Origin of the sequence: Aestuariivirga sp., assembly GCF_047600585.1 — a bacterium.
In the GTDB taxonomy this organism is placed as follows: domain Bacteria; phylum Pseudomonadota; class Alphaproteobacteria; order Rhizobiales; family Aestuariivirgaceae; genus Aestuariivirga.
In genome coordinates, this window is sequence record NZ_JASGKP010000001.1 from 3,540,076 (window position 1) to 3,554,094 (window position 14,019).

The 14,019-nt window shown below is 64.9% G+C and carries 14 protein-coding genes; 4 read left to right on the top strand and 10 right to left on the bottom strand.

All coding sequences use genetic code 11. The features are described 5' to 3' along the window. Positions 1 to 25 precede the first annotated feature (25 nt). Positions 26 to 1,492: a LysM peptidoglycan-binding domain-containing protein gene (locus tag QM801_RS17375; protein ID WP_415020463.1), complete on the bottom strand. Its 1,467-nt coding sequence runs from the start codon at positions 1,490 to 1,492 to the stop codon at positions 26 to 28. Between the two features lie 131 nt (positions 1,493 to 1,623). Here QM801_RS17375 and QM801_RS17380 point away from each other — a divergent pair, with 131 nt between their 5' ends. Next, positions 1,624 to 2,226: a TIGR00730 family Rossman fold protein gene (locus QM801_RS17380; protein WP_415020464.1), complete on the top strand. Its 603-nt coding sequence runs from the start codon at positions 1,624 to 1,626 to the stop codon at positions 2,224 to 2,226. Between the two features lie 3 nt (positions 2,227 to 2,229). Here the strand turns inward: QM801_RS17380 and rarD are convergent, their stop codons facing one another. The 4 genes from rarD to cysS all read right to left on the bottom strand — a co-directional run bounded on the left by rarD (position 2,230) and on the right by cysS (position 6,338). After that, on the bottom strand, positions 2,230 to 3,138 hold the full coding sequence (rarD, locus tag QM801_RS17385) for an EamA family transporter RarD (protein ID WP_415020465.1): 909 nt from the start codon (positions 3,136 to 3,138) through the stop codon (positions 2,230 to 2,232). Positions 3,139 to 3,262: 124 nt separating this feature from the next. Further along, positions 3,263 to 4,843 carry a citramalate synthase gene (gene cimA / locus QM801_RS17390; protein WP_415020466.1) on the bottom strand — a complete coding sequence of 527 codons (1,581 nt, stop codon included), beginning with the start codon at positions 4,841 to 4,843 and terminating at the stop codon, positions 3,263 to 3,265. Further along, positions 4,843 to 4,977: a hypothetical protein gene (locus tag QM801_RS17395; protein WP_415020467.1), complete on the bottom strand. Its 135-nt coding sequence runs from the start codon at positions 4,975 to 4,977 to the stop codon at positions 4,843 to 4,845. Before QM801_RS17395 ends, cimA begins: the two co-directional genes overlap by 1 nt. Further along, positions 4,974 to 6,338 carry a cysteine--tRNA ligase gene (cysS, locus tag QM801_RS17400; protein ID WP_415020468.1) on the bottom strand — a complete coding sequence of 455 codons (1,365 nt, stop codon included), beginning with the start codon at positions 6,336 to 6,338 and terminating at the stop codon, positions 4,974 to 4,976. Before cysS ends, QM801_RS17395 begins: the two co-directional genes overlap by 4 nt. A 250-nt stretch (positions 6,339 to 6,588) precedes the next feature. On the opposite strand from cysS, the gene QM801_RS17405 reads away from it, so the two are divergent. After that, the gene (locus QM801_RS17405) at positions 6,589 to 7,512 is read left to right on the top strand and encodes a DMT family transporter (RefSeq protein WP_415020469.1); all 924 of its coding nucleotides are present in this window, start codon (positions 6,589 to 6,591) and stop codon (positions 7,510 to 7,512) included. 13 nt (positions 7,513 to 7,525) lie between these two features. Here the strand turns inward: QM801_RS17405 and QM801_RS17410 are convergent, their stop codons facing one another. From QM801_RS17410 to QM801_RS17420, 3 genes are all read right to left on the bottom strand, one after another. Next, on the bottom strand, positions 7,526 to 8,215 hold the full coding sequence (locus QM801_RS17410; protein WP_415020470.1) for a glutathione S-transferase N-terminal domain-containing protein: 690 nt from the start codon (positions 8,213 to 8,215) through the stop codon (positions 7,526 to 7,528). Between the two features lie 56 nt (positions 8,216 to 8,271). Further along, the gene (locus tag QM801_RS17415) at positions 8,272 to 9,411 is read right to left on the bottom strand and encodes a sterol desaturase family protein (protein ID WP_415020471.1); all 1,140 of its coding nucleotides are present in this window, start codon (positions 9,409 to 9,411) and stop codon (positions 8,272 to 8,274) included. Positions 9,412 to 9,560: 149 nt separating this feature from the next. After that, on the bottom strand, positions 9,561 to 10,955 hold the full coding sequence (locus tag QM801_RS17420) for a class II 3-deoxy-7-phosphoheptulonate synthase (protein ID WP_415020472.1): 1,395 nt from the start codon (positions 10,953 to 10,955) through the stop codon (positions 9,561 to 9,563). Positions 10,956 to 11,134: 179 nt separating this feature from the next. Here QM801_RS17420 and QM801_RS17425 point away from each other — a divergent pair, with 179 nt between their 5' ends. Further along, positions 11,135 to 11,407, top strand: a complete 273-nt coding sequence (locus QM801_RS17425; protein WP_415020473.1) for a hypothetical protein — start codon at positions 11,135 to 11,137, stop codon at positions 11,405 to 11,407. Between the two features lie 28 nt (positions 11,408 to 11,435). Here the strand turns inward: QM801_RS17425 and QM801_RS17430 are convergent, their stop codons facing one another. Then, the gene (locus QM801_RS17430; protein WP_415020474.1) at positions 11,436 to 11,660 is read right to left on the bottom strand and encodes a DUF2093 domain-containing protein; all 225 of its coding nucleotides are present in this window, start codon (positions 11,658 to 11,660) and stop codon (positions 11,436 to 11,438) included. A 29-nt stretch (positions 11,661 to 11,689) separates the two neighbouring features. Continuing rightward, entirely contained in the window at positions 11,690 to 13,123 is a 1,434-nt protein-coding gene (xseA, locus tag QM801_RS17435; RefSeq protein WP_415020475.1) for an exodeoxyribonuclease VII large subunit, read from the bottom strand. Positions 13,124 to 13,210: 87 nt separating this feature from the next. On the opposite strand from xseA, the gene QM801_RS17440 reads away from it, so the two are divergent. Further along, entirely contained in the window at positions 13,211 to 14,008 is a 798-nt protein-coding gene (locus tag QM801_RS17440; RefSeq protein WP_415020476.1) for an SDR family NAD(P)-dependent oxidoreductase, read from the top strand. Positions 14,009 to 14,019 lie beyond the last annotated feature (11 nt).

Sequence of the window (14,019 nt, forward strand, 5' to 3'; positions counted from 1 at the left end):
GGTTCAATCGCTGCCGGGGGCAGCGTCAGCTCTTGGGGGCCGCGAGAATCTGGCCCGGATAGATTCGATTGGGATTCTTGATCTGGTCGCGGTTGGCTTCCCAGATCACGGTGAACATGCGGCCCTTGCCGTAGACCTCGCGCGAGATGCGCCAGAGATTGTTGCCGGGCTGGATGACGATGCGCGACGGCTGGCCCGGTGCCGCGCTCATGGAGACGGTGGAGCTGCTCTCGCTGGCCGAGGCCGTCTGCTGCTGAACGGGAGCAGTGGCGGCAGGCTGTTCCGCCGTGGTGGTGGCGGCAGGCTGTCCGGCAGCGGTCGTTCCGTTCGCCTCGTTGGCGGCGATCACCTTGTTGGCTTCCTCGCGGAGGAAGGGCAGTTCGGCGCGGCTGATCACCTTGCCGGTGGCGTCGATCTCGTCGGCGCGCAGCATGTGCTTGCCGGGCGCGATGGGCGCAGTGCCCTTGAAGAGCCAGTTGCCCTGCTCGTCGGACTTCACGTCGCCCGCAAGCTGGTTGTCGACATAGAAGCGCACCGTGCCGCCAGGCGTCACCCGGCCCTGGAAGACGATGTTGCCTTCGCTGTCGTAGTCGACGGCGGAGAGCTGGACGTCCTTGGCCACGCCGCCCGCATCGGCGGAGGCGGCGGCAGGGGCCTGCACGATCTTGGTGGGGGCGGCGGAAGCGCTGTCAACCTTGGCCACGAGGGCGGGCGACTTGTCGCGCTTCACCACGATGGCGATCTGGTCCTGGGAGATCAGCGTCTGGCCGCCGACGCTGCTTTCAAGCGTGAGCTGGCCTGCCCCGATGGGGAGCGGCTTCTCCGGGATGATGGCAAAGCTGCCGTCGGCGGTTGCGGTGGCGCGGCCCACCTCGACGCCGTCGAACTTCAGGACGACATCGCTGCCGGGCTTGCCACGTCCCGCCACCACGGCTTCGCCCGTGGGCATGACGTTGACCGTGTCGAAGGACGGCGCATCGGGATTGGCGTTGGCGTCGGCATTGTTATTGGTGGCCGAAACCGGTGCCTGGGCGGGTGCCGTGCCTGCCTCGGGAGTGGCCGAGGCCTGCTGCTGCGGCTGGGCCGCGGGCTGGCTTTCGGTCTGGGTCTGGGCCTGAGTTTGCTCCTGAGGCTGAGCCTCTGTCGCCGGCTGGGCCGGGGTCTCGGTGGCGGCGGTTTGGCTATTCTGGGCCGGAGCGGCGGCAGGGGTTTCAGCCTGAGTTTCAGGCTGAGTTTCAGGCTGAGTTTCAGCCTGGGGTTGTGCCGGGGCGGCAGGCGTTTCAGTTGCCGCGCTCTGATTGTTCTGGGCCGGAGCCTCGGCGGCGGGCGGGTTTGTGGGCGGGGTCGCGGGCTGGGTCGTCGCCGGGGCCTCGGCCACCGGCGGCTCTTTTCCGGGCGCGCCGGGGTAGTTGCCGGTCATCACGGCAATCAGAACGCCGGCTGCGGCCACCGCAAGCCCCGTGAAAATCAAAATTGGCGTATTTTTCGTCATTGCCGCACTTCCTGCCAAATCTTCGCCCCTCGACCACCCGGCGGGCGAACCGGTGTTTCCCGCTAGATCGTCACCACTCTAGGTCCTAATAAGCCCTCACATTTGAGATTGCAAAGAATCAGAGGACCAAGATGACTCCACCCAAGCACCGCCTGTGCGTCTATTGCGGCTCTTCCACGGGAAACAGGCCGGAATATGCCGAAGGGGCGAGGCTTTTGGGGCAGGCCATGGCAGCACAGGGAATCGGCCTTGTCTATGGCGGCGGCAGCCTTGGCCTGATGGGCGAAGTGGCCCGCGCGGTGCGCGACTCAGGCGGCCACGTGACCGGCATCATCCCCGATTTCCTCGTCTCCAAGGAGCGCATGCTGGAGGGGGTGAGCGAACTCATCGTCACCCGCACCATGCATGAGCGCAAGATGGGGATGTTCGAACGCTCCACCGGCTTCGTGGCGCTGCCGGGCGGCATCGGCACGCTCGAGGAACTGGCCGAGATCCTGACCTGGGCGCAGCTCCAGCAGCATGCCCGGCCGGTGATCCTCGTGGACATCCTGAACTTCTGGTCGCCGCTCACCCGGATGTTCGCCGACATGACCGGAAACGGCTTCATCCGCCCCGGCTTCGAGGTGAAGCTCGATGTGGTGAAGACGGCAGCGGAGGTGATTCCGGCCTACGAGATGCGGCTTGCCATGACGAAGGACAAGCCGCCCGTCGCCATCCTCAAGGACAAGCTGTAACCCTCAGACTGTCGCGGGAATCTCGGCAGTCCTCCGCGCTTCCGCACGGATCGCCGAGAAGGAATAGATCGCCAACGCCACCCAGATGAAGGCGAAGGAAAGCAGCTTCCAGCGGTCCATGTGTTCGCCGAACATGAAGACGGCGGTGAGGAAGACGAGCGACGGCGAGATGTATTGCAGGATGCCGGCGGTCGAATAGCGGATGCGCTTCAGGGACTCGGCGAAGAAAAGCAGCGCCCCTGCCGTGAGGCCGCCGCAGCCGATCAGCATCAGCGTCGTTCCGATGCTGGAGCCGAAGGAGGCCTTGCCGGTCTGGAAGAGCCAGTATTCCACCACCATGAGGGGTGGCGCGATCAGGAGCACCTCGACGAGAAAGCCCTGCGTGGCCCCCACCGGCACCACCTTGCGGAGGAGCCCGTAGATGCAGAAGCTCGTGCCCAGCATGAGGCCCAGCCACGGAAAGACGCCGGTTGCCACCGTCTGGATGATAACGCCAAGCGCCGCGAGCGCAATCGCCACCACCTGGGCGCGGGTGAAGCGCTCGTGCAGGAAGAGATAGCCTGCGATCACATTGAGGAGCGGGTTGATAAAATAGCCAAGGCTCGATTCCAGCGCCCGGCCCACTTCAATGGACCAGACATAGAAGCCCCAGTTGAAGACGATGATGGCGCTGGTCAGCGCCAGGATGCCCAAGTGCCGGGGGTTGCGGAAGATGCGGGCAATGTCGCCCCACTGCCCCAGCCACCAGACGATGACGGCGGCGATGGGCACCGACCAGAGGCCGCGGTTGACGGCGATCTCCATGACATGGACATGGCGCAGGAAGCCGAAATAGGGCGCCATCCCGCCCCAGAAGAGGTGGGCGATGACACAATACAGGATGCCCTTCTGGGATTCGCTCAGGCCTTGCATGGCGCCGCTCTAGCCCTGCCCCCGCCGCGGTTCAATTCGGGGGTGGCGCATGGCTGCGCGGCATTTTTGCAAGGGAGCAGTCCCTCGCGCAACGGACGATCAATCTGATTGCTCGCCCGATGAGTTACGGGCTTACCCCGTCGCGCTGCAGCTTGTAGATGATGGCATCGAGCAGGGCCTGGAAGGAGGCTTCCACGATGTTGGGCGAGACGCCGAGGGTGAACCAGCGGTTGCCCTTGCCGTCGCGGCTTTCGATCAGGACCCGGGTGGTGGCTCCCGTGCCGCCATTGAGGATACGGACCTTGAAGTCGACGAGTTCCATGTCGGCGATGTGCTTCTGGAACTTGCCGAGGTCCTTGCGCAGCGCCACGTCGAGGGCGTTCACCGGGCCGTTGCCCTCGCCCGCGTTGAGATAGGTCTCGTTCCCCACCTTCACCTTGACCACGGCTTCGGTGTGCATCTCGCCGTCGAAGCGTTCGACCGAGGTGCGGAAGGAAAGCACGTCGAAATAGTGCGGCACGGTGCCCAGCGCCCGGCGGGCGAGAAGCTCGAAGGAGGCATCCGCCCCGTCATAGGCATAGCCCTGCGCCTCACGCTCCTTCACGTCGCGGAGAAGCGTATCGAGGCGCGTGTCGTCCTTCGCCACCTCGATGCCGATGCGGTTCAGTTCGGCGATCAGATTGGACTTGCCGGCCTGGTCGGAGACGAGAATGCGGCGGCGGTTGCCGACCACGTCAGGCGGCACGTGCTCGTAGGTCTCGGGCTCCTTGGCCAGCGCCGAGGCATGGATGCCGGCCTTGGTGGCAAAGGCGCTCTTGCCCACATAGGGCGCCTGCGCATTGGGCGAGCGGTTGAGCAATTCATCGAAGCCGCGCGCCACGGCAGTCAATTCCTGCAGGCGCGCCGCATCGACACCCGTTTCGAAACGCTCCCTGTAGTGCGGCTTGGTCGCAAGCGTGCCGATCAGCGAGACGAGATTGGCATTGCCGCAGCGCTCGCCGATGCCGTTCAACGTGCCCTGGATCTGGCGCACGCCGGCATCGACGGCGGCGAGCGAATTGGCGACCGCCTGTTCGGTGTCGTTGTGGGCGTGGATGCCGAGGTGGCTGCCCGGCACGGTTTTCGTCATTGTACGGACGATGTCGGATACCTCCGCCGGCAGCGTGCCGCCGTTGGTATCGCAGAGCACCACCCAACGCGCGCCCGCTTCAAACGCAGTCTTGGCGCAGGCGGTGGCATAGGCCGGGTTTGCCTTGTAGCCGTCGAAGAAGTGTTCGCAGTCCACCAGCACTTCCTTGCCGGCGGCGCGGGCGGCGGTGACGCTGTCGCGGATCGTCTCGAGGTTCTCCTCGTTGCTGCAGCCCAGCGCCACGCGGACATGATAGTCCCACGACTTGGCGACAAAGCAGGCGGCCTTGGCCTTGGCGTTGATGATCGCCTGGAAGCCCGGATCGTTGGAGGCCGAGCGCCCTGCCCGCTTGGTCATGCCGAAGGCGGTGAAGGTGGCCTTGGTCTGGCGCGGTTCGGCAAAGAGCGCGTTGTCGGTGGGATTGCCGCCGGCATAGCCGCCCTCGATGTAGTCCACGCCGAGGCGGTCAAGCATCGCCATGACGAGGAGCTTGTCCTCGACGGAGAAATCGACGCCCGGCGTCTGCTGGCCGTCGCGCAGCGTGGTGTCAAAGAGATAGAGCCGTTCGCGGGCCATCACACCAGTCCCTTGTACTTGAGCGCCACATAGACAACGAGGGCGAGCACGATCACCTTGATCGCGATGTAGCCCAGCCAGTGCGCCGGAAACGGCAGGCTCTCCTGCCAGGATTTCTTTTCGGGTTCGGTCATCGCCGCACCTCCCATTCGGTCTTGATCTCGCCCGTCGCCTTGTCCTTCACGTCCTTGATCAGGATTCCAAGCGCGAGAAGTTCGTCGCGGATGCGGTCGCTCTCGGCAAAGTTCTTCGCCTTGCGCGCCTCGAGACGGGCCGCAACGAGCGTGTTCACCTTCACCTCGTCAACGGCAACCGGTTTCTCTTCGCCGAGGTTCGCGGCATCGAGATCGAGTCCGATCAGGAGCAGCGAGCCCTTGAGAGCGGCCCATTCACCCGCCTTGGCCAGTGCGTGAAGGCGCGTGAAGGCGGCGTGGGTGTTGAGATCATCAGACAATGCTTCGACGCATTCGGCATCGGGAGCGGCAGCCGCAACACCCTCCACGCCCTGCTTCCAGTCGCGCAGCACCTTCTGGCTGTCCTCGAGGCTTGCCACCGTCCAGTCGATGGGCTGGCGGTAGTGGGTGCGCAGCATGTTGTAGCGGGCAACCGCGCCCGGCCATTGCGCCAGCACCTCGGCGATGGTGGTGAAGTTGCCGAGGCTCTTCGACATCTTCTGGCCTTCCACCTGCAGGAAGCCGTTGTGCATCCAGTAGCGCGCCATGACATCCGTGCCATGGGCGCAGCGCGATTGCGCGATCTCGTTCTCGTGGTGCGGGAAGATGAGGTCGAGGCCGCCGCCGTGGATGTCGAAGACCTCACCCAGATGCGCCTTGCTCATGACCGAGCATTCGATGTGCCATCCCGGACGGCCACGGCCCCAGGGGCTGTCCCAGCCGGGTTCGTCCGGCGTCGACTGCTTCCACAACACGAAGTCGCCGGGGTTCTTCTTGTGGGCGTCAACCGCGATGCGCGCACCCGCCTGCTGGTCCTCGAGCTTGCGCTGGGAGAGGCGGCCATAGTCCGGCATGGAGGCGACGTCGAACAGCACCTCGCCCGCCGCCTCATAGGCATGGCCACGCTTGATCAGTGTACTGATCATTTCGGTCATGCCCTTGATGTGCTCGGTGGCCCGCGGCTGCACCGTGGGCGGAAGGCACCCCAAGGCCGTCACGTCCTTCTGGTACTGCTGGTAGGTGGTCTCGGTCACGCGGCGGATGGCGTCGTTCAGGGGCACGCCCGGATAGTCACGGAGCGCCCGCGCATTGATCTTGTCATCGACGTCGGTGATGTTGCGGACATAGGTGACGTGGGCCTCGCCATAGAGATGGCGGAGCAGGCGGAAGAGCACGTCGAAGACGATCGCGGGCCGGGCATTGCCGATGTGGGCGAAGTCATAGACCGTAGGGCCGCAGACATACATGCGCACGTTCGCAGGATCCAAGGGACGGAAGTCTTCCTTGGTCCGGGAGAGCGTGTTGTAGATGCGGAGGGTCATGATCGATCTTTCGGAGGCCGGCTCCGGGATCGCTTTGCTTAGGGGTGAGACAAGCGGCGCCGAGCCAGCGGGATGAACGCTAGGTGCAGATAATAATGCCGCAAATGTTAACGGCAGGCTGGCGGGCGGTGGTCATGGGGCGATTACATGCGCGAAAGGCCCCCGTGCCGTCAAGTGCGGCGCTTTTCCAGGGTTGCCATGCCGTTTCCGGGATGGCGGCGGGTTAACGCCCTGATAGCGTGCGGCGATCGTGACCACGGCCGCCTCCCACAACCCGTCTTCCCACCGCCTCGGCCTGATCCTGACAGGGATGGCGGCGCTCAGCTGGTCGTCGGCCGGCGTCTTCACCCGGCTCATCTCCGCCGACCTGATGACCATGTTGTTCTGGCGGGGGATTTTCTCAGGCTCCGCCATATTCCTGGTCTTCCTGCTGATCGAGAAGGGCGGCGCCGTCCGCCAGTTCCTGCGCATGGGGGTGCCCGGCCTGATCGTCGCCGTGCTCTCGGCGGGCGGCATGGTGACGGGGATCGGCTCCATCCGCTACGGCAGCGTGGCGGACGCCATGGTGATCTATGCCACCGTGCCCTTCGTCACCGCCGGCGTCGCCTTCCTGCTCATCGGCGAGCGGACCTCCCGCTCCACCATCATCGCCAGCCTCGTGGCGCTGGCGGGTGTCATCGCGATGCTGCTGGGTTCGGCGCTCGACGGCTCCTGGGGAGGTTCACTCACCGGCAAGGTACTGGCCATCCTGATGACGCTCTGCATGGCCATCTTCTCGGTGATCATGCGCGGCCACCGCGACCTGCCGATGCTGCCGGCCATGGCGCTTTCGGCGTGGCTTTGCTCGCTCTTCTGCCTGAGCTGGGCGTCACCCTTGCAGATCTCCCAGCACGACCTTCTGCTCTGTGCCGCCTTCGGCACCTGCCAGAATGCGGCGGGTCTCATCTTCTATACCTTCGGGACGAAGCGCATTCCCGCCGCCGAGGCGACACTGCTCGCGGCCCTCGAAGTGCCCTTCACGCCCTTCTGGGTGTGGCTCTTCATGAATGAGACACCCGCCACCATGACACTGGTGGGTGGCGGGATCGTTCTCGTGGCGCTGTTCTCGCACATCCTCGGGGAATTCCGCCGCGGCGGAAAATCCACCGCGGCAGAGTTTGCGCCGACGCCGTAACCCGTCCGGTCAATCAGGCGCGGACGGTGGAGGCATCCTGGCCGAAGAGCACCTTGCGTTCCTCGTCGGTCATGGGCTTGCGTTCGCCCGCCAGCGCATAGGCCTTCACCACCGCTGGCCTTGCCTTGATCGCTTCGAACCAGCGCTTCAGGTGCGGGAACTGCGCGAGATCCTGCTTGTGCTGTTCGTATGGAACAATCCAGGGATAGGACGCCATGTCGGCGATGGAATAGTCACCCGCCACGAAGGGGCGGTCGGCGAGGCGCTTGTTGAGCACGCCATAGAGACGCGAGGTCTCCTTGGTATAGCGCTCCATGGCATAGGGCACCTTCTCGGGCGCGTAGATGTTGAAGTGGCCGTTCTGTCCGGCCATGGGGCCGAGGCCGCCCATCTGCCAGAAGAGCCACTGCATTACTTCCGCACGGCCGCGGATGTCCTTGGGCAGGAACTTGCCGGTCTTCTCGGCGAGGTACTGGAGGATGGCGCCCGACTCGAAGACGCTGATGGGCGCACCGCCTCCTGCCGGATCATGATCGACGATCGCCGGCATGCGGTTGTTGGGGGCGATCTTCAGGAAGTCCGGCTTGAACTGGTCGCCCTTGCCGATGTCGACCCGGTGGATGGTGTAGGGAAGGCCTGCTTCCTCGAGGAAAATCGTGATCTTGTGGCCGTTCGGCGTCGGCCAGTAATGAAGGTCAATCATGTCTGCTCCAGAATTGTAACATCGCCACCTTCATTTATGCACGGGGGCGGCGCCGTTCAAGCCCCGCGCGAGCGGCGGAAGGGATAGAGGAACTGCTTCCAGTAGCCGTTGGGTACGGGGTGGCCGCCGATGCCATAGCCTTTCGGCCAGCGGTCCTCCGGCATGTGGTAGGTGCCGAAGAGCTTGTCGTAGAGCGGGAAGTGGATGGCGAAGTTGACGTCGATCGCCTCCTTCTCGATGCCGTGATGCCAGTGGTGGAAGCGCGGCGTCACCAGCAGCTTCTCCACGAAGGGGAGTTTCCAGCTCAGGTTGGCGTGCACGAAGGTGGAGTAGACATAGACGATGAGCAGGTAGGTCTGCAGCGCCATGGGCGAGAAGCCGAGCACGAAGGCGGGCGTTGCGGTGGCCGCGCGGAGCACGATGATCTCGAGGAAGTGCATGCGCGCCCCCGCGATCCAGTCCATCGCCTTGGCCGAGTGATGCACCGCATGGAAGCCCCAGAGGAAGGGCACGCGGTGGAAGGCGCGGTGCACCCAGTACTGGATGAAATCGGTGATCACCATGATGGCGAGCACCTGCACGAGGAAGGGCAGGTTGTCGATCCACTGGCGCATCTGGTCGAACCACCCGGTGGCGACAAGCGCCGTCGAGGGCGCGAGCGTGGTGAAGGTGAGGATCTGCACCAGCATGGAGGAGACGAAATAGTAGAAGAGGTCCTCGCGCCATTCGGTGCGGAAGACGGGCTGGCCCTTCACCTGCGAGAAGAGCCGCTCCAGCGGAATGAAGAGTACGCCGCCGAAGATCACGTTGATGATGAAGAAGTCGAGGCCGAAGAAGATGTGACGGCCGCCGGTGATGTCACCCACCTGCGGGGCGGCAGCCCAGAGCGAGGCCACAAGCGTGATGACGATCGCAAGCCCGCCCAGCACCATGTTGGGGCGGAGCGCAAGGCTGAGGCAGCCGAGAAAGAAAGCCGCGAGCATGACGAGAATGAGGATGGGCTTGAGGGCAGCCCCATCCCGCAGCATGGCAAGTTCCGGCATGCCGAGCAGGGCGGGCTGGCGCAGGATCAGAACGCCGCCGAGAGCCCCCAGCGAAAAAGCCAGTGCCAGCGTGCCCGCCAGCCAGCCGCTGCCGAAGCGGCGGAGCTCCGGTGGTGCTTCCAGTTCCTCGCGCAGCTTCTTCCGAACCGACATGCTGTTCTCCCCAGATCACAACGGATTCGCCCCGGCGCTTTATGGCGCCTGAGGCCCATGCTGTTCCAGCCTGAAAATCTTCACATCCCCGTCCACGAAAAAGGGCGGCCCCCCGGGACCGCCCTTTGATACATCCGGTATGCCAGTGCCTACTCGGCGGCTTCCACCGCGTCGTCGTCGAGACGGGGGCGGAGCGCCAGTTCCTTCTTGATCTCCTCGGCGACGAGGAACGACAGTTCCAGCGCCTGAGCCGCATTGAGGCGGGGATCGCAGAAGGTGTGGTAGCGGTCGTTCAGGTCCTCGTCGCGGAGCGCGCGGAGCCCACCCGTGCATTCAGTCACGTCCTTGCCGGTCATCTCCACATGGATGCCGCCGGCATGGGTGCCTTCGGCGCGGTGCACGGCCATGAAGCCGCGCACTTCCTTGAGGATGGCATCGAAGGGCCGGGTCTTGTAGCCGCTCGTGCTCTTGATGGTGTTGCCGTGCATCGGGTCGCAGGACCACACCACCACGCGGCCTTCACGCTTCACGGCGCGGACCATGTCGGGGAGGTGCTTCTCCACCTTGTCGGCGCCGAAGCGGCCGATGAGGGTGAGGCGGCCCGGCTCGTTCTGCGGATTTAGCAGATCGATGAGGCGGATCAGTTCGTCGGCCTTGAGCGAGGGACCGCACTTGAGGCCGATCGGGTTCTTCACGCCGCGGCAGAACTCGATGTGGGCATGGTCCGGCTGGCGGGTGCGGTCACCGATCCACAGCATGTGGCCGGACGTGGCGTACCAGTCGCCGCTCGTCGAGTCGACGCGGGTGAGCGCCTGCTCGTAGCCGAGAAGCAGCGCCTCATGGCTGGTGTAGAAATCCGTGGCGCGGAGCTGCGGTGCCGTTTCCGCGGTGATGCCGCAGGCGCGCATGAAGCCCAGGGTTTCGGAAATGCGGTCGGCGAGATCCTGATACTGCTCGAAGGCGGGCGAGTCCTTGAGGAAGCCCAGCGTCCACTTGTGGACGTTCTCGAGGTTGGCGTAGCCGCCCTGCGCGAAGGCGCGCAGCAGGTTCATGGTGGCCGCCGACTGGCGGTAGGCCATGATCTGGCGCTCGGGATCGGGCACGCGGCCTTCCATGGTGGCTTCCGGCGCGTTGACGATGTCGCCGCGGTAAATGGGATACTCGACGCCGTCGATCACCTCGGTGGGGGTGGAACGCGGCTTGGCGAACTGGCCGGCGATGCGGCCCACCTTCACCACGGGCTGCTTGCCGGCGAAGGTGAGGACCACGGCCATCTGCAGGAAGACGCGGAAGAAGTCGCGGATGTTGTCGGCGGAATGCTCCGCGAAGCTCTCGGCGCAATCGCCGCCCTGGAGCAGGAAGCCGCGGCCTTCGGCAACGCGGGCCAGCGACTTCTTGAGCTTGCGGGCCTCACCGGCAAAAACCAGCGGGGGGAATCCGGCAAGGCGGGTTTCCACCGTCTTCAGTTTTTCCTGGTCGGGATAATCCGGCATCTGGACGACGGGGAATTTGCGCCAGCTGTCGGGGGTCCATGCGGTCTTCATCGAAACTACTCCAAACGAGGCCGGGCTTATATCGCGGCGCAACAGGGAACACCAGTGGCACAACGTCCAGCCAAAGAGCCGGACCATGCGCTCAAGCGGGGCTTCCGCGCAATAACTCTTTAATTGTTCAGGACTAGGCTCGAGGACGGCAGCGCGTTTCAGAGTTCTGGGTCACGAACGTGAATTTCATCAATCAGTTTTGGGCAGCCGACTGGGACGGCCTCTACCGGATCCTCGCCACGGGGAATCCGCCGCTGGCGCTGCAGCTTCTCGCCGTCAACACCCTGTTCCTCGTCTTCTTCATTCTCCGGAATGCCACGGCCAAGCACAAGATGCGCCGCCAGACGGTTGAAATCGTTCAGCTAATCCTGCTTTGCGCCAACCTCGCGGTGGTCTTCCACGACCAGGTCTACGGGGTCATCACGGCCGCCGCCCACAAGCTGATGACCTGAGCCCGCCGGGTGGTTTCTCCGGCGATGGTTAATCCGACGTCACTTTCTTGAGGTAGTCGGCGAAGGCCTCGCGGGCCGACTTGTAGGGGCCCTGCTTCTCGATCGACCAGTAGCGCAGATTGTCGAGCCGGATGGGATCGCCCGTCACCAGGCAGCGCACGAATTCGCCCTCCTGCAGGATCTCGAACTCGTGGTCGAGATAGCGCAGCTTGGCCTCCTTGCGGGGCGGCAACAGGGGTTCGAGGCGGTTCATCAGGGTTCCATAGCGCGGGGTGCGGGCAGTTAAAAGAGGGACCCTTGCCCGGGACCCTTGCCCTTGGCTTTTCCTGCCGCATCGGCTTTCGGGCCTTCGGCCACGGCCTGCACCTCGCCGTCGGCAAACTCGATTGCAAGCCGCATGGCGGGTTTCACCGCCGCCGCCTGATGGAGCGGTGCTCCGTCCGGACCCCGGATCACGGCAAAGCCGCGGGCCAGGACGGAGCGATAGCTGAGAGACTGCAAGAGCTTCGATTCGCTCGCGAAACGGTCCTTCCGGCGGGTGAGCGACTGGGCCACGGCGCGCTTCTGCCGCTCGCCCAGATCGGTGATGCGGCGGGTGAGATCAACGACCCGGTCCTGCACCCGGCGGAGCGACAGCCGCCCGCGCTGGTTGGCAAGCGCCACCGCATGGCGCTGCAGGTTCGACTTCAACCCCGCCGGCAGGCGCTGGCCGATGGCATCGAGGCGCTGGCGGACGATCGCCATCACGTCATCCGGCGATGGCAGCGCCCGGGCTGCGGCATCGACCCGGAGCTTGCGCTCGGCGAGCACGCGGGCAATGGCGCGGGCGCGGCGGGCCTCGAGTGAAGACAGTTCGGCAACGAGATCGGCGCGGACCGGCACGGCCTTTTCCGCTGCGGCGGTGGGTGTGGGCGCGCGCCAGTCCGCCACGTGATCGATGAGCGTCGTATCGGTTTCGTGGCCGATGGCGGAGATCACGGGAATGCTGCTCGCCGCCACGGCGCGGACGATCGCCTCGTCATTGAAGGGCCAGAGGTCTTCCAGCGAGCCGCCGCCGCGGGCGACGATGAGCACATCGGGTTTCTCCGCCATGGCGTTGAAGCCCCTGAGGGCTGTCACCACTTCCGCCGCCGCCGTCTCGCCCTGGACGCGCACCGGCCAGACGATGACATGGCGCGGGAAGCGGTCGCGAAGACGGTGGAGAATGTCACGGATCACCGCGCCGGTGGGCGAGGTGATGACGCCGATCACCTGCGGCAGGTAGGGCAGTGGCCGTTTCCGGTCCTGGTCGAACAGGCCTTCGGCGGCGAGTTTCTTCCGTCGCTCCTCAAGGAGCGCCATGAGCGCGCCCACGCCGGCGGGCTCCACTGCCTCGACGATGATCTGGTAGGAGGACTTGCCGGGATAGGAGGTGAGCTTTCCGGTGACGATCACCTCCAGCCCTTCCTGCAACTTGCTGCGCAGGCGCTGGAAGCTGCCGCGCCAGATCACCGCATCGAGCTTGGCGCCTTCATCCTTGATCGAGAAATAGCAATGTCCGGAAGAGTGCGCACCCCGGAAGCCCGAGATCTCGCCCCTGACCCGCACATGGCCGAAGCGTTCCTCGATGCTGCGCTTGAGGGCATGGGAAATGTCGGTGACGGAATACTCGACGAGATTGCCCGCGCCCTCGCGGATCTCGCCTGTTTCGGGATCGTGGTCGGGGATGGGGGCCATGGGCCGGGTTTACCAGCGGCAAAGCGCCCGCACAATAAAGCCATGGCGGGGAAGGAGTTGACCCGGAGCGGTGGCTGACTGAAACTCGTGTCCAACAAGACCAAGGAGAAGACGATGAGCAATTGGGAGAAGCGCTTCAGCCTCGCAGGCCGCGTGGCGCTTGTGACGGGCGCCACGAAGGGCATCGGCCTCGAGACCTGCAAGGTGCTGGCCGATGCCGGTGCCGACATCGCCGCCGTGGGCCGCGATGCCGCCGGCCTGAAAGAGGTTGAGGCAGCCGTGAAGGCAGCGGGCCGCAAGTGCCTGACGATCAGCGCCGACATGGCGAGCACCACCGACCCCGTGATTGCCGCCCAGCGCGCGCTCAAGGAATTCGGCACCGTCGACATTCTCGTGAACAATGCGGGCATCGCCCTCATCGATCCGCTGGTTGATGCCTCGGTCGATGACTGGGACAAGACCATGGCGGTGAACCTGCGCGCCCCCTTCCTCGTGGCCCGCACGGTGGTGCCGGCGATGATCAGGCAGAAGCGCGGCAAGATCATCAACATCTCGTCGCAGGCGGGTGTCGTCGGCCTCGAGGCGCACGGCGCCTATGCGGCCTCCAAGGGCGGCCTCAACATGCTCACCAAGGTGATGACGGTGGAGTGGGCGAAGCACAACATCCAGATCAATTCGGTCTGCCCCACGGTCATCCTCACCCCCATGGGCGAGCAGGTCTGGGGTGACCCCGCCAAGGGCGATCCGATGAAGGCGAAGATTCCTGCCGCACGCTTCGGCAAGCCGGTGGAAGTGGCCGACATGATCCTCTTCCTCGCCTCATCGGCAAGTGACCTCGTCAACGGCCAGGATATCCTGATCGACGGCGGCTACACCGCCGTCTGATCCCTGCCGTT

What these genes read in the sequence shown, in the direction of transcription:
- cysS (WP_415020468.1), bottom strand. Translation starts at nt 6,338, where the DNA reads ATGACCCTCCGCATCTACAACACGCTCTCCCGGACCAAGGAAGACTTC.
- QM801_RS17380 (WP_415020464.1), top strand. Translation starts at nt 1,624, where the DNA reads ATGACTCCACCCAAGCACCGCCTGTGCGTCTATTGCGGCTCTTCCACG.
- QM801_RS17415 (WP_415020471.1), bottom strand. Translation starts at nt 9,411, where the DNA reads ATGTCGGTTCGGAAGAAGCTGCGCGAGGAACTGGAAGCACCACCGGAG.
- QM801_RS17375 (WP_415020463.1), bottom strand. Translation starts at nt 1,492, where the DNA reads ATGACGAAAAATACGCCAATTTTGATTTTCACGGGGCTTGCGGTGGCC.
- QM801_RS17420 (WP_415020472.1), bottom strand. Translation starts at nt 10,955, where the DNA reads ATGAAGACCGCATGGACCCCCGACAGCTGGCGCAAATTCCCCGTCGTC.
- QM801_RS17395 (WP_415020467.1), bottom strand. Translation starts at nt 4,977, where the DNA reads ATGACCGAACCCGAAAAGAAATCCTGGCAGGAGAGCCTGCCGTTTCCG.
- QM801_RS17430 (WP_415020474.1), bottom strand. Translation starts at nt 11,660, where the DNA reads ATGAACCGCCTCGAACCCCTGTTGCCGCCCCGCAAGGAGGCCAAGCTG.
- xseA (WP_415020475.1), bottom strand. Translation starts at nt 13,123, where the DNA reads ATGGCCCCCATCCCCGACCACGATCCCGAAACAGGCGAGATCCGCGAG.
- QM801_RS17410 (WP_415020470.1), bottom strand. Translation starts at nt 8,215, where the DNA reads ATGATTGACCTTCATTACTGGCCGACGCCGAACGGCCACAAGATCACG.
- rarD (WP_415020465.1), bottom strand. Translation starts at nt 3,138, where the DNA reads ATGCAAGGCCTGAGCGAATCCCAGAAGGGCATCCTGTATTGTGTCATC.
- cimA (WP_415020466.1), bottom strand. Translation starts at nt 4,843, where the DNA reads ATGGCCCGCGAACGGCTCTATCTCTTTGACACCACGCTGCGCGACGGC.